This window comes from Kineosporia sp. NBRC 101731 (assembly GCF_030269305.1).
GTDB lineage: Bacteria > Actinomycetota > Actinomycetes > Actinomycetales > Kineosporiaceae > Kineosporia.
This window is the reverse complement of the sequence record NZ_BSTC01000001.1, coordinates 1,567,271-1,586,651: the sequence shown is the minus strand read 5'-3', so window position 1 is coordinate 1,586,651 and position 19,381 is coordinate 1,567,271. Positions and strand designations below refer to the sequence as shown.

Here is a 19,381-nt window from a genome sequence, read left to right as displayed (position 1 = left end):
ATCAGGTGCAACTCCCCGAATTTCCTTGACCGCTCCCGGCGCACATGACCCAGAGCGATCGTTCAACCCCAATCTGTAGCCAGATATGGGTACGGTAGGGCACTCAGGCCGGTGGAGGAGTGCAATGACAAGGCGGCACATTCGGTGACACTGACCCAGTACCTGCGAGTGCTCCGGCAGCACTGGCTGATCGTTCTGATCATGGCGGTGCTCGGCGTGGCCGCCGCCACCGCGTACACGAGCCGGCAGACGCCCATCTACCAGGCACAGACCCAGGTGTTCGTCTCTGCCCAGAACCCGGGCAAGAACTCTTCGCTCAGCTCTCTCTCCGAGAGCAGTACCTTCAGCCAGCAACGGGTGAAGTCGTACGCGAGCATGGTGACCAGCAGCGCCGTCACCGAGCCGGTGGTGAAACAACTGCGCCTGCCGTACACCCCCGGTGAACTGGCCGGAAAGATCGACGCCAGCCCGAAGCTCGACACGGTGCTGATCGACATCAGCGTGTCCGACCCGGACCCCGACCGGGCCGCGGCCATCGGCCGGGCGGTGACCACCCAGCTGCAAGACGTCGTGCGCGACCTGGAAATGGCCGGCAAGCCGACCGCGGAACCCTCGGTGATGCTGACCGTCACCCGTCCGCCGGTCGCACCGACAGCACCGGTCTCGCCGCGGGTGCCGCTGAACATCGCGCTCGGCCTGCTGCTCGGCCTCGGCCTCGGCATCGGTGCCGCCGTGCTGCGCGACCAACTCAACACCACCGTGCGGGGTAGCTCCGACCTCGAGCAGCTCACCGGTTCGGTGCCGCTCGGGGTGGTGCCGTTCGATGCCTCCGCGCCGAAGCATCCGCTGGTCACCGCCGACGCGTTCGGCGGCCGGGCCGAGGCCTTCCGCACGCTGCGCACCAACCTGCAGTTCGCCGATGTGGACAGCCCCCCGCGGGTCATCGCCATCACGTCCGCCCTGCCGGACGAGGGCAAGACCACCACGGCCTGCAACATCGCCCTGATCCTGGCCCAGAGTGGCGCCCGGGTGGTGCTGGTCGAGGGTGACCTGCGCAAGCCCGCCGTCGGCAAGTACCTGGGCATCAGCAACGGGGCCGGGCTCACCAACGTGCTCGCCGGGCAGCACGACCTGCGCGACGTGGTGGTCGGGTACGAGCGCGACCTGCTCGCCGTGCTGCCGTCCGGCCCCACTCCCCCGAACCCCTCGGAACTGCTCGGTTCCCAGCAGATGCGTCACCTGCTCGACACGCTGGCCGAGCACTACGACGTGGTGATCATCGACGCGCCGCCCCTGCTTCCCGTCACCGACGCGGCCCTCATCTCCACCGCCGCGGACGGCGCGATCCTGGTGGTCCGTCACGGCCGCAGTCGCCGTGAAGAGACGGTGCGGGCGCTGAAGTCGCTGGAGTCGGTCAGCGCCAAGATGCTCGGCACGGTGCTGAACTTCGCCCCGCGCGGGAAGGGCAACGGTTACGACGGCTACGGTTACGGATACGGGCAGACCCCGGCCGCATCAACGGTCGTCACCCGGGCCGCCGAGGAGAAGGCGGAGAAGCGCGGCCGTCGCGGCCGGAAGAAGGCCACCGAGATCACGCTCCCGGTCTCGCCGCTCCCCCTGGAACCCTTCGAGAACGAGGGACCGCGTCTGCTGGAACCCCTCGACCTGAGCCAGGCCGAGGCGTCCGACCAGGCCGGGCGGGTCGGCCAGGTCGGCCAGGTCGGCCAGAACCCCTGGCCCGAGACCGGTCACCAGAAGCGGCCCGCCGCGCGTGGTGGTACGGGAGGTCCTGCAGGCGGTCCGATGCCGGGTCATGGAATCTCCGACAGCGGAGCTCCGGGGGGCACCTCCTCCCGGGGGACGCAGGTCGCCACGGGGATGTCCGGTGGCGTGGGTCCGGTGGCCGGTTCGAGGTCAGCTGGTTCCGGGTATGCGACCGGCTCCGCCGGGCCGGCCGCGACACTGTCGCCGGGAACATCTTCTTCCCCCGGCGACTCTTTCGCGCCGACAGGCTCCGGTTCGCCCGCGGGACGCCGAGTCCCGGAGGATCGTCCCGCCGAAGTCCCGCCGCCCTCGTGGGCCACCGCCGACATGGGATGGGCTCCGAGCCCGTCGGACGGCTGGGCCCCGATCGCCGATTCCTCTGCGTCCCATCCACCGGAAGGCCCTGCGACGGGGAGCATCTCGGTGTTCGGAGGGTTGTCATCCACCGGTCCGCTGCCGATCGTCACCACTCCTCGGAGCGACAGCCTCACCGTGATCTCCCGCGCCGACGGCGTCGAGGTCTCACGTACGGTGCGTGACGCGCCGCCCGATACTCCCCGCCGCGTGGACGGGCTGGAGGTGAACCGGCTCACGGTCGAGCATCATCCGGCCACCGAGGTACCTCAGGAACTGCGCCTGCATCCTCTCCCCCCGGATCCGGGACCCCAGAACACGTCCGGGCCCGCCCCGGAGACCTCACCCTCGGGCCTGCGGATGGGCACCCCGCTCAGCGGCATTCCCACCCAGGGCTCACGGCCCGAAACCCCTGACGAAGAAACGGGATCGGAGCATCCTGTCGAACCACCGGGGCCCCCGCCGGCGTACACCCGGGCCTGGTTCGACGGCCCCGAGCGACCGACCACCCCATCCGCCCGTCCCACCGGGGACCCCCGGGCCAACCACAACCTCCCACCGGACCAGAAACTCCAGGACGCCCCGAACCACCAGACCGGCCGCAACCCACAGAGCGCTCCGGACTCGCGGGCCACCTGGGACAACCGGGCAGCTCACCACCCCCCGAGCGTTCACCGCCCGGCGTCCCGGAATCTGTCGGAGCGGCCGGACGATGCGGCCTGGGCCGAGCCCTCCAACGGTTACGGGTATCTACGGGCCGGTGGCTACATCCAGGACACCCCGTCGGGGTACGAGCACCTCGACGGCCGCCACCACGTGCCCGGGGTGAGCGACCCGGGTGGGGTGACCAGGGCGTCCTTCATGGGAGAGCCGACCCCGCCCGTCGGTGACCCGCAGGATCACCAGCAGCCGGAGGCAGACCTGTTCCAGGAGATCCCGCCGCTGACGGTGGACCTCTCGGCGCCGGACCTGGACCTGCTCGAGGACGAGCGGGAACTGCTCATCCCGCCGCAGTCGGTGATGCCGCACCTGCCCACGGGCGTTCCCCGGCACCACCGGTCGCGACGCTCCATCTGAGCCCGGCAGAAGCAGGGAGATCGCGGTGTGGCACTCGGTGCCGCACCGCGATTTTTCATCCCCGGAGAACGGGCCACCGGACCAGGTCGTCTGAGGCACCCCTGAGAGGCGTTGCGCGCCAATCCCGATTCGCCCTTCCACGCCGCGTTTGCCACCCCTAGGATGACTCGCGACAGGCGGAGCTTTACGCTCTGGTTGCATCCGGCTCGCTGATGAGCGCGTCGGTCTGTGGCTGGGCGCGAGGTGACCGCGAACGCCGACCGGAATCCCCGGAAGGAGCGACGTGAACGCCGTATTCGGGGCCCTGCTGGCCATTGGCGCCTCCGGCCTGTACGCCGGGAATCTTCTTCTGGGCGACTACGACATGCTCTGGCTACCGTCCCTGCTGCTCGCGGCGGGCCTGGCCCTGCTGCTGCGCAACCGCCGCGACGACGAGCAGGAACAGGCCGGGCTCGACGACTGCACGACCTGCAAGGGCTCGGGCACTGTCTACACCGACGAGTGGAACGACTGGCGCCGCTCCGGCCCGATCATGACCATCCGCGAGCTGTGCCCGACCTGTGAGGGCACTCTCTGATCAGCCAGAAGCCTTCTGCCGCAAGCGGGCCCGGTCTCGCCGCAGCACCGGTCCGCGGAAGAGCAGAGGGGCACAGAGGTCGTCGACGGCTGCCTGCAGACGGCTGAACACCTGGGCATGCCGACCGCCGCGGTGCGGGTCGGCCAGCTCGTCGTCGTCCTCGATACCGCGCGGCGCCGCCCCCCGGTTCGCGTCGAGCTCCTCGACCAGCCACAGCACGCGGTGCGCCAGATCGGCGCCGGGCGGCGGGGTACGACCGACGGAAGCCAGCCACTGTGCGGTGCGAGCAGCGTGCAGCAGGGTGAAGGTGCGCACCTGGGCCGAGGGCCGCATCTCGATGACGCGGCCGCGCTGGGCCTGGGTGGCGGTGAGAATCATGGTGGAGGCCCGGATGTCGGCCACCTCCAGCGGACGGGAAGTGTGATGGCGCACCAGCCCTGAGTGATCGCGCACCCACTCCGTGGAGTATTCGCAACCCCCCGCCCCGGCCACTGATCGCGTGCCCCGGCTGAAGAAGTCGACCTCGCCACCGAGCCGGCCGGCCAGAAGCCCCTCAGCCCCGGGCGATCGGCAGATGTTGGCGGTACACACCAACAACACCCGCGGGCCCATGAACCACACCTTTCGCTTGCCGTGCCGTGGCCACCGGTCCGAATCGTTACCCGGCAGTCTCTCAAAGCCCTGACCACGGCCTTGAGGCGCAGGGTAATCAAGAGATTACTCCAAGTAGGCTATTCGCATGCCGAGAACGCCCTCAGCCGCCCGGAGGGGGTGGCGCGGCATCATGCCGCCTCGCCCGATGCGTGCCAGACTTCCCGACATGGCACAGTCTCCGACTTCGCAGAGCCCCCTCGAAGCGAGCACCGCCGCGCTTTCGAGCACAGACATCGTGGTGACGTCGACGGTGAAACCCGTTGACTCGGACGTGCTGGCGAAGGTTGCCGCCGGGGCCTACTACAACCCGCACTCGGTGCTCGGGGCCCATCCCTACAGTGGCCGGGTCACGGTGCGCACGCTGCGCCCCCTCGCGACCGAGGTCGCGGTCGTCACGGATGACGGCGAACGGCACCCCCTGGCCCACGAGCAGGACGGGATCTGGGTGGCGGTGCTCGACCGCGCGACCGTCGGCGATTATCGCATCGCCGTCCGGTACGAGGGTGACGAGCTGCTGCTCGACGACCCGTACCGCTTCCTGCCGAGCCTGGGCGAGATCGACCTGCACCTGATCGCCGAGGGCCGGCACGAGGAACTGTGGCGTGCACTGGGTGCCCACCCCCGGCGTTTCCCCGGCCTGATCGGTGACGTCGAGGGCACGTCGTTCGCGGTGTGGGCGCCCAATGCCCAGGCCGTGCGCGTGGTGTCCGACGCGAACGGCTGGGACGGGCGCAATCACGCGATGCGCAGTCTCGGTGGCTCCGGTATCTGGGAGCTGTTCGTGCCGGGCATCGGCGTGGGCAGCCGGTACAAGTACGAGATCCTGGCCCGCGACGGTCAGTGGCGTCAGAAGGCCGACCCGATGGCCTTCGCCACCGAGGTCCCGCCGCTGACGGCCTCGGTCATCACCGAGTCGTCCTACGAGTGGCAGGACAGCGCCTGGCTCGCCGAGCGCGCCGGCCACGAGGCACTGAACCGGCCGATGAGCACCTACGAGGTGCACCTGGGCTCGTGGCGGCAGGGTCTGTCCTACGTCGACCTGGCCGACCAGCTCGTCGGTTACGTCAAGGACATGGGTTTCACCCACGTCGAGTTCCTGCCGGTGGCCGAGCACCCCTTCGGCGGCTCCTGGGGCTACCAGGTCACCGGTTACTACGCCCCCACCTCGCGGTTCGGCAGCCCGGACGAGTTCCGGTACCTGGTCGACCAGCTGCACGCGGCCGGGATCGGCGTGATTGTCGACTGGGTGCCCGCGCACTTCCCCAAGGACGAGTTCGCGCTGGCGAAGTTCGACGGTGTGCCGCTCTACGAGCACGGCGACCCGCACCGCGGTGAGCACCCCGAATGGGGCACGCTGATCTTCGACTTCGGCCGGACCGAGGTGCGCAACTTCCTGGTCGCGAACGCCCTGTACTGGCTGGAGGAGTTCCACATCGACGGCCTGCGGGTCGACGCCGTGGCCTCGATGCTCTACCTGGACTACTCCCGCGAGTCCGGGGAGTGGACGCCGAACAAGTACGGCGGCCGGGAGAACCTCGAGGCGGTGGCCTTCCTGCAGGAGGTCAACGCCACCGCCTACAAGCGGCACCCGGGGGTCATGATGATCGCCGAGGAGAGCACCGCGTGGCCGGGCGTCACGCGACCCACGCACCTGGGCGGTCTGGGCTTCGGCCACAAGTGGAACATGGGCTGGATGCACGACTCCCTGGGTTACGTGCAGAAAGACCCGATCCACCGGCAGTACCACCACCACCAGATGACGTTCTCGCTGATGTACGCGTACAGCGAGCATTTCGTGCTGCCGATCAGCCACGACGAGGTCGTGCACGGTAAGGGCTCGCTGCTGGGCAAGATGCCCGGCGACCGCTGGCAGCAGCTCGCCAACGTGCGCGCCTACCTGGCCTTCATGTGGTCGCACCCGGGCAAGCAGTTGCTGTTCATGGGCCAGGAACTGGGCATGGATCGCGAGTGGTCCGAGGAGCGCAGCCTGGACTGGTGGCTGGAAGATGCGCCCTGGCACGCCGGGCTGCAGCAGCTGGTGCGTGACCTGAACCGGGTCTACCAGGACCGGCCCGAGCTCTGGCAGGCCGACAGCGACCCCGCCGGGTTCCAGTGGATCGACGCGAACGACACGCAGCACAACACGTTCTCGTTCATTCGCCGGGATGCGGCCGGCAACCCGCTGGTGGCCGTGGTCAACTTCTCTGCCCAGCCGCAGGAGGTCTACCACCTCGGTGTGCCGAACGGAGGCCGCTGGCTGGAGGTGCTCAACACCGACGCCGAACAGTACGGCGGTTCCGGTGTGGGCAACCTGGGCTCGGTCGATTCCGTGCCGGTGCCGTGGCACGGTCAGCCGTCGTCCGTCACGCTGCGCGTGCCGCCCCTGGGTGCCGTCTGGCTGGTGCCGGAGTCGGCGCCGGAGACCGGATGGGGCGCGTCCGGGCAGGCCCACGAGGTGCACCACGAGAGCGGTCCGGGTTTCCAGCCCGATTCCCCGCCGGATTCGGCGGAGGGCTGAACATCTGATCCTGTCCTGATCGAGGGGTAGCTGGTTAGGCTCGGACCATGAGGTCCGGTATCGAAATCGATCAGCTGAGCCCCTCGATCAGGCCGCAGGACGACCTGTTCCGGCACGTGAACGGGACGTGGCTGGACACAGCCGAGATCCCTCCGGACAAGTCGGTGTACGGCACCTTCCACCGGTTGCGGGACGAGGCCGAGGCCCAGTTACGGGTGATCGTGGAGAGCGCTGCCGCCAGCACCGGCACGGCCGAGCCCGGCAGCGAGGCGCAGAAGGTCGGAGACCTCTACGCCAGCTTCATGGACGAGGAAGCCATCGAGCGCCTCGGCATCGCACCGATCGCGACCGATCTGGCCCTGGTGGAAGAGGTCACCAACCTCGCCGGGCTGATCCACGCCTTCGGTGTGCTGGAGCGTTCGGGCAGCGGCAGTCCCTTCGGCTACTTCGTCAACAACGACGCGATGGCCTCCGACCGCTACGTCATGTATCTCTCCCAGGGTGGGCTCAGCCTGCCCGACGAGTCGTACTACCGCGACGAGAAGTTCGCCGAGATCCGCACCGAGTTCCTCGGTCACGTCGCCCGCATGTTCACCCAGGCCGGCATCACGAACGAAGACGGTGCGGCCGACGCCGCCCGGCGCATCCTGGCGCTGGAGACCCGCCTGGCGAGCTCGCACTGGGATCGGGTCACCAACCGCGACGCCACGAAGACCTACAACAAGGTCGACCGCGCCGCGCTGGAAGCACTCATCCCCGAGTTCGACTGGACCGCCTGGATCGACGCGCTGAAGGTGCCGCAGAGTGCCTTCGCCGAGGTCGTGGTGCGCCAGCCCAGCTTCTTCACCGCGCTCGGCAAGGCCTTCAGCGAGCTCCCGATCGCCGACTGGAAGACCTGGCTGACCTGGCGCACGCTGCACGGCTCGGCCACGCTGCTGAACGCCGAGCTGGTCGAGGAGAACTTCTCCTTCTACGGCAAGACCCTCACCGGTGCCACGCAGCTGCGGGAGCGGTGGAAGCGCGGGGTCTCGATGGTCGAGTCCGCGCTCGGCGAGGCCGTGGGCAAGCTCTACGTGGACGAGCACTTCTCCCCCACCGCCAAGGCCCGCATGGTCGAGCTGGTCGCCAACCTGGTCGAGGCCTACCGGCAGAGCATCGTGAAGCTCGACTGGATGAGCGAGGAGACCCGGGGCCGCGCCCTGGAGAAGCTGGACTCGTTCACGCCGAAGATCGGCTACCCCGACGCGTGGCGTGACTACTCGTCGCTGGAGATCCGCGCCGGTGACCTGGTGGGTAACGTGCGTCGCGCCGGTGACTACGAGATCGCCCGGGAGATCGAGAAACTCGGCAAGCCGGTCGACCGCGACGAGTGGTTCATGACCCCGCAGACGGTGAACGCGTACTACAACCCGCTGATGAACGAGATCGTGTTCCCGGCCGCGATCCTGCAGCCGCCGTTCTTCGACGCGGAGGCCGACGACGCTGCCAACTACGGAGCGATCGGCGCGGTCATCGGGCACGAGATCGGCCACGGTTTCGACGACCAGGGCTCGAAGTACGACGGCTCGGGCAACCTGAACGACTGGTGGACCGACGCCGACCGCACCGAGTTCGAGAAGCGCACCAAGGCCCTGATCGCGCAGTACGACGCCCTGGAGCCCGCCCAGACGCCGGGCCACCACGTCAACGGCGCACTCACGGTCGGCGAGAACATCGGTGACCTGGGCGGTCTTTCGATCGCGCACAAGGCCTACCGCATCGCCCTCGACGGACAGGAGGCGCCCGCGCTGGACGGTCTCACCGGCCCGCAGCGCTTCTTCATCTCCTGGGCGCAGGGCTGGCGTAGCAAGGGCCGCGACACCGAGGTGATCCGCCGCCTCTCGCTGGACCCGCACTCCCCCGAGGAGTTCCGCTGCAACGCGGTCGTGGCCAACATCGACGAGTTCCACACGGCGTTCGAGGTGAAGGACGGCGACGGGCTCTGGCTGGACGAGGACAAGCGCGTGCACATCTGGTGATGCTCTGAAAAGGCCCGGCCACTGTGTGGCCGGGCCTTTTCTCATCGCCCGAGCTGCCGCGGGATCCAGGGCCGGCGGCCGGCGCGGCGGCGCGAGGGATGGTTCGCGCTCGGGTCGACCTGCACCTCACCACCGGCCAGCTCACTGCGCCGGTCCAGGTCGGGCCGGGCCTGCGGCGGTGGGGTCTCGTCCACCTCCGGTTTCCCGTCCAGCACCGGCGCAGTCTCGATCGGCGGAGCGAGATCCGCCATCCGGCAAGGAACCTGGTCGTAGTACTCGGGCTCGGAGTCGTCCGGCTGCCCGTCGTCCGGCGCGTAGTAGTAGGGCCCGCTGGCCAGCATGCTGAGCGCCTCCATCTCGGCGTCCAGACGCTGCTCGAAGCCGGAGTTCACGCCCACCACCGCGGACAGGAGCGGCATCGGCAGCCCGATCTCCTCGGCGAAGCCCAGGAACCCCTGGGTGTCGCCGGGCAACTGCTTCCCCTTGAACGGGGCACCGCCCCAGATGCCGTACTCCGGGTTGAGCGATCCCTCGGCCGAGGTGGCCACGGCACTCGCGACGTCGTCCGGGTCCAGACCCAGCCGGTCGCAGACCCGCCAGATCTCGTTCCAGAAACTGATTTTCGTGGCGTTGAACAGGCTGTGCACACACTTGATCATCTCGGCCTCGGCCGGGTCGTCGAGCAGGCGGAGCTGCCCTCCCCCGGGCGCCAGGGTGCCGAGCAGGTCGCGCACCGAGGCGAGAACGCGCTCGCTGTCGGCGCCGATCACCGTCATCGGCGGGCGAACGGTGTCACCCGGGTGGCGCCCGGACCGCGAGGCACTGGTCCGGGAATCGAAGTGCGGGCTCGCGGCGATCTGGAACCCGGCGCCCTGCCGGCGGCCCGAGTGCAGTTCGACCAGAGGACGCACGAGGTCCTGGGTGGTGCCCGGCGGCACGGTGGAGCGCACCACGACGGTGTGGGAGCTGTCGGCCCGGGCCAGGGCCCGCCCGATGCTCTCGGCACCGGCCGCCACGTCGGCCAGGTGGTGCCGGCCCGTCACGATCCGGGTGGGCGTGCAGAGAAAGACGAACGACTCCGGCTCCCCGGCCAGGTAGAGATCCCGACGGGCATCGAGGCCCTCGTTCACCAGTATCGCCACACGCCGCGGATCGATGTCCACGAAGGTCACTCGATGCCCGGCATGCCCCAGGGCCCGGCCGGTGGCCGTGCCCACCGTTCCGGCACCCACGATGAAGACGCGCGACATGGTTCTCCTCCAGGCCGGGCCCAAGGGCCCGCGAGCATGACGACGACGAGTACCTAAAGTCATCGGCCGATAACAAAGAGTCACGGCACGGCGTCATTCAACCCCTCCGCGCTGCCGACCGACGCGCGGCAGGCGCGACATCCGCCAGAATCCGGCAAACGGAGGGGCGCTCGGTAGCCCAACTTTCTTCCTGGAGGGTCCAACCGACAGCAAGAACGGCGCCGGTCCCGGTTTCCGGGTCCGACGCCGTCCCTGATGTCGCTAGGGCCTGTCCTAGAACAGCGCGTTGGCCAGCGCGATGCGGGCCTTGCCCACGCGCGGGTCTTCCTTGCCGACCACCTCGAACAACTCGACCAGGTGCGCGCGTACCTTGTCGCGGTCGTCCCCGACCGTGACCCGCACCGTGTCGATCAGGCGCGCGAACGCGTCCTCAATGTGGCCGCCCAGCACGTCCAGGTCGGCGACCACGATCTGTGCGTCGGGGTCGGCCGGGTTCTGGGCCGCGGTCTGACGGGCCTCGTTGAGGTCCACGCCGTTGGTGCGCTTCATCAGCTGGACCTGCGCCAGGCCCACCTTGGCCAGGTCGTCGGCCGGGTTCTCCCGCAGAGCCTGCTCGTAGGCGGTGACGGCGCCGTCCAGGTCGTCCTTCTCGATCGCGTCGTAGGCGGCCTGATGCAGCGGAGGCAGAGGTTCCTCCTCCGGCTCGGCCTCCTCGGCGCCCTCGGTCTCGCCCGCCGACAGCCGCCCGGTGACACCGTTGGCCTCGGCCACGCGCAGCAGTTCGTCGAACACCGCACGCACCTGGGCCTCCGGCTGGGCGCCCTGGAACAGCGGAACCGGCTGGCCCTTGATCACCGCGAAGACGCTGGGGATCGACTGCACCTGGAACGCCTGCACCAACTGCGGGTTGGCGTCCACATCGACCCGGGCCAGCAACACCCGGCCGGCGAGCTCCGTGACCAGGGACTCCAGCACCTGGGACAGCTGCCGGCCCTGATCGGACCAGGCTGCCCAGAAGTCGAGCACCACCGGAACGGTCTGCGACAGCTGGATGACCTCGGTCGCGAACGATGCATCGCTCGCATCGATGACGAAGGCGCCCGGCGTTCCCGCCGGACTGCCCGGGGCACCACTGTTACCGGCGCCCGAGGAAGCCGCCGGCCGTGAGGCCAGCGCTCCCAGATCCACCGCACCGCGCAGGTTGAGCGAAGGCCTTCCGGCTCGCATACCCGGCTGGTTCGTCATCGAGGGTTCCTTTCTCCGTGCCCCGATATTTGAGTCACTACTTCACCTCGGCCTTGACGTCGCCCTTCTCGGCGGCGACGACACGGACTCGTTCCTTCGAGTCCTGGGCCGGGACGTGCAGCACCACGACCTCCACAGCGGTACGGGTGAAGGACTTGCTGAACTGCAGCGCGTCCTTGCTCCCGGCAAGCGCGGCGAGGTCGGCGTCCTTGACCTTCACCTTGCCCGACCCGGATTTCACCTTCACCGTGTAGGTCTGGCGGAGCCTGCCGATCACCAGGGCCCCGCCGTCGTCCGTGCGCATGGCGAGAGGGTTCTCGTCGACGGCGACGTGCTTGCTGCTCACCGTCGCCACCTCCTTCAGAGCCTTCTCGTCAGCCTCCAGCCGCTGCAGCAGCTGGTCGCTGTACTCGCTGCGGCGGAAGTTCTCGGCGCCCTTCCCCTTGCCCTTGCCGTTCAGGTAACCCGCGAACCCCTCGATCGCTTCCTTCGGCGCGAGCAGCAGACCGTCCACGTCCTGGGTCAGCATCGAGGCGTCCGTCGCGGTCCCCGGCAGGCTGGCGCCGGGCAGCATCATGGTCTCGGCCCAGAGGCCGTACGGGTCGCGGGCCGAGTCCGACCGCAGGACCCGCACCAGGTAGGTGGAGGTTTGCCGACTGCGGCCCACCGCCAGGAAGAACCGGGGCCAGGCGGTCGTTCGCGGCACGATCAGTGCCTCGCGGGTGACCTCGTCGGGCGTGCCGGCCTTCTTCTTGCGCTCGGCCGCCACCTTGGCCTCGGCCAGGCGGAGCTCCAGATAGGGCCCGAGCAGGCGGGCGTCGGCGGTCTCGGTCGTGTCCTTCGAGCTGACGCCCGCGCTCACGGCCTTGTCCACCGCGTCGAGGATCGAGCGGGCCTGGCCGGACTCGACCACCGGGTACGCCTGGGCGTCGGCCTGCGGCGCGACGACCGTGATCGCGTCTTCTCCACAGCCCGCCACCACCAGGGGAGTGAGCAGCAGACCGAAGGCGGCGCGCCTGGAGAACGGCGGGTTCATGCTCTCCTCCGATCACGGAGGCGGAGCATCACCGAGATGACCACCCCGACCACCAGCAGCGCGACGCCGGTCGCGATGTATGTCGGGGCCGGGTTCGAGATCTGGGCGCCCGTCCAGGTCAGCGTGACGTTCTGCGGCGCCACCTCGGTGCCGTCGGTCGCGATGACCAGACGCCACTGCCCGGAGGCCGGGTCGGGCCAGGTCACGCTCGCCGTGCCCTGCCCGAGCGAACTCACCGACCAGACGTCGACGGCCGCGGGATCCGGGATCTCTCCCGTTTCACTGCCCTCGACCCGGGTGATCAGCGTGGACGTGTCCTGGTCGAGCCCGGTGATCCGGTCGTTCGCGGCGTCGGCCAGGTACGCGTCCACGTCCCCGGCGCGACCGATGCCGACGAACACCGGATTGCTGCCCGCGCCGGAGACCGTGATCTCCAGCCGGGGACCACCCAGCGCCAGGGAACCGATCTCGCTGGTCACGAACTTCTGCGAGTGCGCACCGAGCGTGGCCGTGACGGTGTCGGAAGGGGCCCAGACCGTCGCCTTCATCGTGCCCACCACCAGCAGGGCAACTCCGGCCAGCGCTACGAGGGCCGCCATCACCCGCAACACCAGTGAGCCGCGGGCCCTTTCGGGAACTGTGGACGAGGAACCGCTCGCCGTCCCGCCGTTCTCGACCGTCTTGGCCCGGCGCCGCGAGAGGCCTTTCCCGGCTTTCGTTCCGGCCGGGGTGGCATTCGTGTCCTGAGCGGACGTCGCCTGGGGTGTGACGGAGGGAACTCCGCCCGGCGCAGTGTCTGGAGCAGTGTCCGGAGCAGTGCCCGGCGTGCCGGTTCCGGCAGCGGCGCCGGCCCCGACGGCAAGGCCCATCCGTGCGGCCAGGCCCGATCTGGCAGCTTTTTCGGTGGTCGAGCCAGGAGCTTTTTCGGTGGTCGAGCCAGGAGTCGGGTTCAGCCGAGCGGTGGCTGCCGGGCCGACGACGTCGGTCGCCGGACGCCGAACCGCACCGGTCGGCATGCTGATGGCACCGGTCTCATAGAGCTTCCGCTCACGCCGCGAGGCGAACTGCCCGGTGGGCGGTGCGGCCGGTCTGGTGGGGCCGGAAGGCGGGTTGAGCGCGGCCGGTTCGACGTCGGACCTGGTCTGCGACGTCGTGGAACCAGTCTGCGACGTCGCAGAACCGGCCGTTGTGGCCGGCCCGGCGGACGTCACGGATGGCGCGGCGGACGGCGGACGCCCGTCCGGTGCGGTGGGCACGGCACGCGCAGTCGACCCAGCCCAATCAGCCGGATCAGCCGGATCAGAAGGCATCGCACGCCCGGTCGGTACGGTGGGCACCGCCGGTGACACAGCAGGACCTGTGGGCGAAACCACTGGCGCAGCAAGTGATTTCGCAGGACTACCAGACGTCGCCCACCCGACGTGCTCGGTAGACACCGGGCGCGGGGCGGTCCCGGCCGACGGGACTGATCCGGGCGACGGGGCCGATCCGGGCGACGGTACAGACCCACCGGCGGCAGTCGGTGTGTCGGGCGCAGCCGACGTGGCGATCCCGACCGGTGCAGCTGGTGCTGCGGGCCCAGCAGGTGGTGTGACCCGACCAGCGGGTACCGAGCTTGCGGTCGGCACCGCCCGACCGGTGGGCGTGGGCGACGCCGTGGTCATGACCGACGCCGTAGTCGTGGCCGTGGGTGCGGGTGTGGCCGACGCCGTGGGTGTGGCCGACGCCGTGAGTGTGGCCGACGCTGTGGTTTCCGCTGATCCAGCCGGTGCGGGCGGTGTGGTGGGTGTCGTTGACGGGGCGGACCCGGTGGACGTAGTCGACGCAGCCGATGCTGTGGACGTCACCGGCGTGGCAGATTCCGGAAGCACGACCGGCCTGGCGGAGTCGGTGGTCCTGCCGGACGTCACCGGCGTGCCAGATCCATCGGTTCCAGCGGGTGCATCGACCCGAGCAGGCGCGCCCGCTCCAGCAGGTGCACCGCTCCGGTCAGATACACCGCTCCGGTTGGGGATAGAGCTTCCGGCCAACGCGGTGGGCCTAGCTGCTGGCGGGACGGAATCAGCGGGCGCAGCGCTCACGGCCGACACCGCCCGCTCAGCAGAGGTAGCAGCTGCGATGTGCACCCCTGATACGGCGGCCCCAGCCGGCGCGGCCGGGGAATTGGGCGCACCCGACAGGGCAGACCGCTCCGTCCCGGCAGAGGAATCCGGCGCCGCGGGCGGTGCGACAGGGCCAGCAGTCACTGTCCTGCTGGTCCGCGCAGAACGCCAGGCAGGTAGGGCGGTCCCCGCCCGCTCGGCGGGTAGTGCGGTCCTCATATGCTCAGCAGGTAGGGCGGTCTCCACACGCTCAGCGGGTGAGGTGGACGCATCAGGGGTGGCCGCCCTTCCCGCTGTGGCGCCGCCCCCGCCCGTCACGACAGGCGCGGTCGGCACGACCGACCTAGCAGGCGGTGTAGCCACCGCATCGGACTCAGCCGGTGCAACCGGCCCGGCAACCGATGCGGCAGGCGACGTGCTTCCGGCAGAACGGCCCGACGGGGTTGATCCGGCAGAAGTAGCCGATCCGGAGGACATGGCAGTCCCAGCCGACAGGCCAGTTGTGGCCGGACCAGCCGACAGGCCAGTTGTGGCCGGACCAGCCGGGTCACCTGATGCGGTGGGATCGGCGGTCCTGGTCGTGTTCTTAGCGGCGGAGCGGGCGGCATCGGTGTCCGGGAGCACGATCGCCCCGGTCGGGGGCGCTTGCTGTGTCGCCGGGCCGGGTCGGGAGACCTGACGGTCCGGGCGAGGCCAGGTGGAACCGGCCGAACTGGCCGAGCCCGCCGAACTGACCGAGCCCGCCGAACTGACTGAACCCGCCGAACTGACTGAACCCGCCGAAGTGGCCGGCCTGGCCGAACTGGCCTGGGTGCCTTCGCCACCGGACGGCCGGGACGCCGGCCATTGCGTCCCCGCTTCCGGCTGATGAACCGCGGCGTCAGGCTGGACCGACGTCTGATCGACACCGGACCGGGAGACCGGCGACCCCGGATCGGCCGCCGGGCCGACCTGGGAAGGTGGGGCGTCGTCACTGGTGGACTGCCGTCCCTTGAGCCACGACGACAATCCCTTCCGGGGGCCCAGACTCCGTATCGCACTGACAGCCGAACCCTTGGCCGAGTTACGCAGCCCGGCGGCACCCGCGGCAGCAGCGGTGCCATCGGGGGCCGTGGCGTCTGAAGCACTGCCGGTGTCCGTGCCCCTTGCCCCGGCAGCCCGCGCGGCCGTATCCGCGGCCGGAGGGACCTTCGGGCTCACCGCGCCGGGCGCAGCGGCACCCGAAACTACATCCTGGCCAACGGTGCTCGCACCTGAGGAGTCTCCACCGGCCGCGCTCGCAACGGCGCCCGTGCCGGTGGCGCTTTCCCGCGCAGCAACGCCGGGGGTGTTCTGACCACCGGCGTTTTCCGTCGGTGCGCCTTCAGCGGGCGGCTCTGTGCGCCGCGGAGCAGCACCGGGTGTCGCCGGCCGGGCCCATTCCGCGCCGGGCTGCGGGGAGGCGGAACTGGCGGCACGACGGGCCGCATCCGTGTCCGGGAGCGCGATCGAGGAGGTGGACGGACTCCGCGAGCCCGTGTCCTCTCCCCGACGCTGGTTCACGGGCATAGGCCACGCGGCACCCGCGGGACCGGGGCCACGAGATGCTTCGGGGCCCGACGGCCTCTCCCAGCCCGACTTCTCGACGACCGGGTTCGGGGTATCGCGGTCAGACACTCCCCTGCCTGGCTGCTCACCGTTCTTCGTCCCGCGACCCGGCTCCAGGCTGACCGAGAGGTCCGAGCCTTCGGACGGGGTGTCCGTGCCGGCCCTGCGGCCGGACCGGGGCAGGCCGGAAGGATTGGTGTGGCTGTCTGACATGGGCGCTCCGGGGTCAGTCGGTCGCCACCGGCGGAGTGCCGGTGACCGGGCCGTCCTGGCCTTGAGAGTTGGCCTGCTGCTCCAGAGCAGACTCCAGACGCTCGAGCTTGGCGGTCATCTCGCCGGAGTACCCGGCCCGGATGTCGGCCTTGAGCACCAGCGAGACGCGATTGCCATGTTTACCCACGGCTTCGCAGGCACGCTTGATCACATCCATGCATTCGTCCCACTCACCTTCGATCGTGGTGAACATGGAGTCGGTGCGGTTGGGCAGGCCAGAGGCACGGACGATGGCGACCGCGTCTGCCACCGCCTCGGAGACCGACTCGCCACTTCCGCTGGGGGCAACCGAGAACGCGAACAACACGTTGACCACCCTAGCCGCAGTTGCCGAAGAAAGATTTCACATCCATAACAACTGCCACCTGAGCTGCAAAGACGTCGACTCCGGAGGCCGATCCGGAACGGCCTCCGACCTCCCCCGGGAGAACCGGGACGACGAAGTGCGGCGAAAAACGACGAGTGCCGTGAGAGTGCAGATCAGGAGGTCCGCACCGCCCATCAGGTGCCGCGGTCATGCAGTTCCTGTGGACGCCTCGATAGGCTGATCATCCGGCGCGGCTGACGGATCAGCCGGTAAGGGGCAGAGACATCACGATGGCACTTCGCTTCAATCCCGCCCCGGGATGGCCCGCGCCACCAGAGGGCTTCGACCCCGCCCCCGACTGGCGCCCCGACCCGAGCTGGCCCACCGCCCCGGAGGGCTGGCAGTTCTGGATCGACGACCTCTCCCCCGCGATCCCCGCACCCGAGACCGAGACCGATCTCGCGACCGCGACCGCGACCGCGACCGAGCAGCCTGGAACCCCGACCTCCCCGCAGTCCGAGCCGCCCCGGACCAGTTCGAGCCAGAACAACGCCGACCGGTCCAGCCTGCACACGTCCAGTTCTGTAGCCTCCGACCAGGCCGGCTCACATCGAACCGATCAGTCACCGGCCTCCGGAGAAACCGAGCAGACTCCCCCTGAACCAGGACGTGTCCCCTCCGAACCGGGCACCAGCGACCTGAGCACCTCCAACCTGGGCACCTCCAACCTGGGCACCTCCAACCCGGGCACCTCCGGAGCTGTTTCCGGCCCCACCAGGTCCAGCGCTGACGAGCCGCTGCGTCCCGAACCCGGCGATGCCACGCCCACGGACGAGGCCGAACCGGCGACCACCTCGTCGACAACACATCCCGTCCGCCAGGAAGAACCAGCCCCGGTCATTCACTGGAGCAATCCCGAACCACCCACGACCTGGGCCCCACAGCGGCCCGACAACCTGTCTGCCCCGTCCGCGCCGGGCTGGGCCCAGCCCGGCGGAACACGCACGCCGCCCGCCGGAACGGACGGCCCGGGACAGTACGGCCCGGAACCGAACGGCCCCGGACAGTGGGGCCGGCCGGGGCCGTTCGGTCAGGTCTCCGGGACCGGCTCACCGGCAGGCGGCCACTGGCCATCCGGACCAGCTCGGCCGGCCACCCACGAACCGGCGGGCGCGACCTGGCAGCCAGTACCCGGGAACACCGGCCGGCCCGGTCAGTCTGGTCAGACCGGTCAGCCCACAGGCCAGTCAGGTCCGTTCGCCGTGGGGCCGTTCAGCACGTTCCGCCGCGTGCACTGGGTCACGCTGGTCGCGACCCTGGCCGTGATGCTGGGCTCGGTGATCCCGTTCGCCGGTTACGACACCCCCACACTGTTCGGTGTCAGCGTCGAGTGGCGGGTAACGCCTGCAGCGCTGGCGATGTCGTTCGTCTACGGCATGGTGCTCACCGGCCTGGTGCTGGCGAGCCGCCTGCCCCGGTTCCTCACAGCCGTCTCCCTGAGCCTTCTGACGCTCGGGCTGCTCGGGTTCTCCGGCTACACGATCTTCGCCGTAGTGGGCCTGACCAGTGGTTACACCCCGGAGGGCAGCTTCGCCACGCAGCCCGTGCACTGGTCACCCGGCCCGGGTCTCGTGCTCTGCATCGTCGGTACCGCGGTGGCCTCGTTCCAGTCCCTGATCCTCCTGCGCGACAGCGACGACGACGCGCCGCAGTAAGGCGTCCGCCGCGACGTAGGGATCGGCCGCGGGCACCGGTCCACCCAGCGCGGCGATCCGGCGCCGCACCCGGGCGAGAACGAGAGCCTCGATCTCGGCCGCCGCCCGGGCCCGGCGCCGGTTCTCCAGCTCACCCGACCCCCGCAGCCAGGTCTGGTGATCGCCGAGAGCCTGCGCCACGTCCACCATTCCGCGACCCGTGGTGGCCACCAGCGAAACCACCGGGGGCCGCCAGGGGCGATCCGACATCGCGAGCATCTGCCGCAGATCGCGAGCGGTCGCGGCGGCGCCGTCGCGGTCGGCCTTGTTCACCACGAAAACGTCGCCCACCTCGAGAATCCCGGCCTTGGCCGCCTGCACCCCGTCACCGGAACCGGGCGCGAGCAGCAGCACCGTGGTGTCGGCGAGCGCCGCCACCTCCACCTCGCTCTGCCCCACACCGACGGTCTCGATCAGCACCACGTCGAACCCGGCCGCGTCCAGCACCCGCACCGCCTGCGGGGTCGCGACCGAGAGTCCTCCCAGATGGCCCCGACTCGCCATCGACCGGATGAAGACGCCCCGGTCACCGGCGTGGTCCTGCATCCGGATGCGGTCACCGAGCAAGGCCCCGCCGGAGAACGGCGACGACGGATCGACCGCGAGAACAGCTACCCGGCAACCCTTCTGGCGATACCAGGAGATCAGGGCGGATGTGGTCGTCGACTTCCCCACCCCCGGCGGCCCGGTCAGCCCGACCACCACGGCGTGCCCGGTGTGCGGGGCGAGCGCGGCCATCACCCCGGGCAGCAGTGCACTCTCGTGCTCGACGAGCGAGAGCAGTCTCCCCAGGGCCCGGGGCTCCTGGCGACGGGCCCCGGAAACCAGCTCACCGACGTCCACTGCTGGAAAAGACACCGGGCGA

Annotated in this window: 13 protein-coding genes; 6 read left to right on the top strand and 7 right to left on the bottom strand. The window is 69.9% G+C overall.

From position 1 onward, the window contains the following. The first annotated feature begins 144 nt into the window (after positions 1-144). Positions 145-3,195, top strand: a complete 3,051-nt coding sequence (locus QSK05_RS06995; RefSeq protein WP_285595079.1) for a tyrosine-protein kinase domain-containing protein — start codon at positions 145-147, stop codon at positions 3,193-3,195. A gap of 283 nt (positions 3,196-3,478) precedes the next feature. Beyond that, positions 3,479-3,772, top strand: a complete 294-nt coding sequence (locus tag QSK05_RS06990; RefSeq protein WP_285595077.1) for a hypothetical protein — start codon at positions 3,479-3,481, stop codon at positions 3,770-3,772. Here the strand turns inward: QSK05_RS06990 and QSK05_RS06985 are convergent, their stop codons facing one another. Then, positions 3,773-4,384: an arsenate reductase/protein-tyrosine-phosphatase family protein gene (locus tag QSK05_RS06985; RefSeq protein WP_285595075.1), complete on the bottom strand. Its 612-nt coding sequence runs from the start codon at positions 4,382-4,384 to the stop codon at positions 3,773-3,775. Between the two features lie 208 nt (positions 4,385-4,592). On the opposite strand from QSK05_RS06985, the gene glgB reads away from it, so the two are divergent. Together glgB and QSK05_RS06975 are read left to right on the top strand one after the other, a co-directional pair. After that, positions 4,593-6,944 carry a 1,4-alpha-glucan branching protein GlgB gene (glgB, locus tag QSK05_RS06980; protein WP_285595073.1) on the top strand — a complete coding sequence of 784 codons (2,352 nt, stop codon included), beginning with the start codon at positions 4,593-4,595 and terminating at the stop codon, positions 6,942-6,944. A 47-nt stretch (positions 6,945-6,991) separates the two neighbouring features. After that, positions 6,992-8,962, top strand: a complete 1,971-nt coding sequence (locus QSK05_RS06975) for a M13 family metallopeptidase (RefSeq protein ID WP_285595071.1) — start codon at positions 6,992-6,994, stop codon at positions 8,960-8,962. Between the two features lie 41 nt (positions 8,963-9,003). Here QSK05_RS06975 and QSK05_RS06970 read toward each other — a convergent pair whose 3' ends face one another. The 4 genes from QSK05_RS06970 to QSK05_RS06955 form a co-directional block, all read right to left on the bottom strand. Then, positions 9,004-10,212 (bottom strand): 2-dehydropantoate 2-reductase N-terminal domain-containing protein, encoded by a 1,209-nt coding sequence (locus QSK05_RS06970; RefSeq protein WP_285595068.1) that lies wholly within the window; start codon positions 10,210-10,212, stop codon positions 9,004-9,006. A 273-nt stretch (positions 10,213-10,485) separates the two neighbouring features. Then, positions 10,486-11,457 (bottom strand): tetratricopeptide repeat protein, encoded by a 972-nt coding sequence (locus tag QSK05_RS06965; protein ID WP_285595066.1) that lies wholly within the window; start codon positions 11,455-11,457, stop codon positions 10,486-10,488. A gap of 37 nt (positions 11,458-11,494) precedes the next feature. After that, entirely contained in the window at positions 11,495-12,493 is a 999-nt protein-coding gene (locus tag QSK05_RS06960; protein ID WP_285595065.1) for a DUF8094 domain-containing protein, read from the bottom strand. Further along, positions 12,490-13,749 carry a hypothetical protein gene (locus tag QSK05_RS06955; protein WP_285595063.1) on the bottom strand — a complete coding sequence of 420 codons (1,260 nt, stop codon included), beginning with the start codon at positions 13,747-13,749 and terminating at the stop codon, positions 12,490-12,492. Before QSK05_RS06955 ends, QSK05_RS06960 begins: the two co-directional genes overlap by 4 nt. A gap of 1,543 nt (positions 13,750-15,292) precedes the next feature. Here QSK05_RS06955 and QSK05_RS06950 point away from each other — a divergent pair. Further along, on the top strand, positions 15,293-15,463 hold the full coding sequence (locus QSK05_RS06950; RefSeq protein ID WP_285595061.1) for a hypothetical protein: 171 nt from the start codon (positions 15,293-15,295) through the stop codon (positions 15,461-15,463). A 945-nt stretch (positions 15,464-16,408) separates the two neighbouring features. Here QSK05_RS06950 and QSK05_RS06945 read toward each other — a convergent pair. Beyond that, positions 16,409-16,762 (bottom strand): thiamine-binding protein, encoded by a 354-nt coding sequence (locus QSK05_RS06945; protein ID WP_231480880.1) that lies wholly within the window; start codon positions 16,760-16,762, stop codon positions 16,409-16,411. 290 nt (positions 16,763-17,052) lie between these two features. On the opposite strand from QSK05_RS06945, the gene QSK05_RS06940 reads away from it, so the two are divergent. After that, on the top strand, positions 17,053-18,477 hold the full coding sequence (locus tag QSK05_RS06940; RefSeq protein WP_285595057.1) for a hypothetical protein: 1,425 nt from the start codon (positions 17,053-17,055) through the stop codon (positions 18,475-18,477). On the opposite strand, the gene meaB is transcribed toward QSK05_RS06940, so the two are convergent. After that, the gene (gene meaB / locus QSK05_RS06935; protein ID WP_285595055.1) at positions 18,376-19,374 is read right to left on the bottom strand and encodes a methylmalonyl Co-A mutase-associated GTPase MeaB; all 999 of its coding nucleotides are present in this window, start codon (positions 19,372-19,374) and stop codon (positions 18,376-18,378) included. The two genes, QSK05_RS06940 and meaB, sit on opposite strands and share 102 nt — an antisense overlap. Between the last annotated feature and the right edge of the window lie 7 nt (positions 19,375-19,381).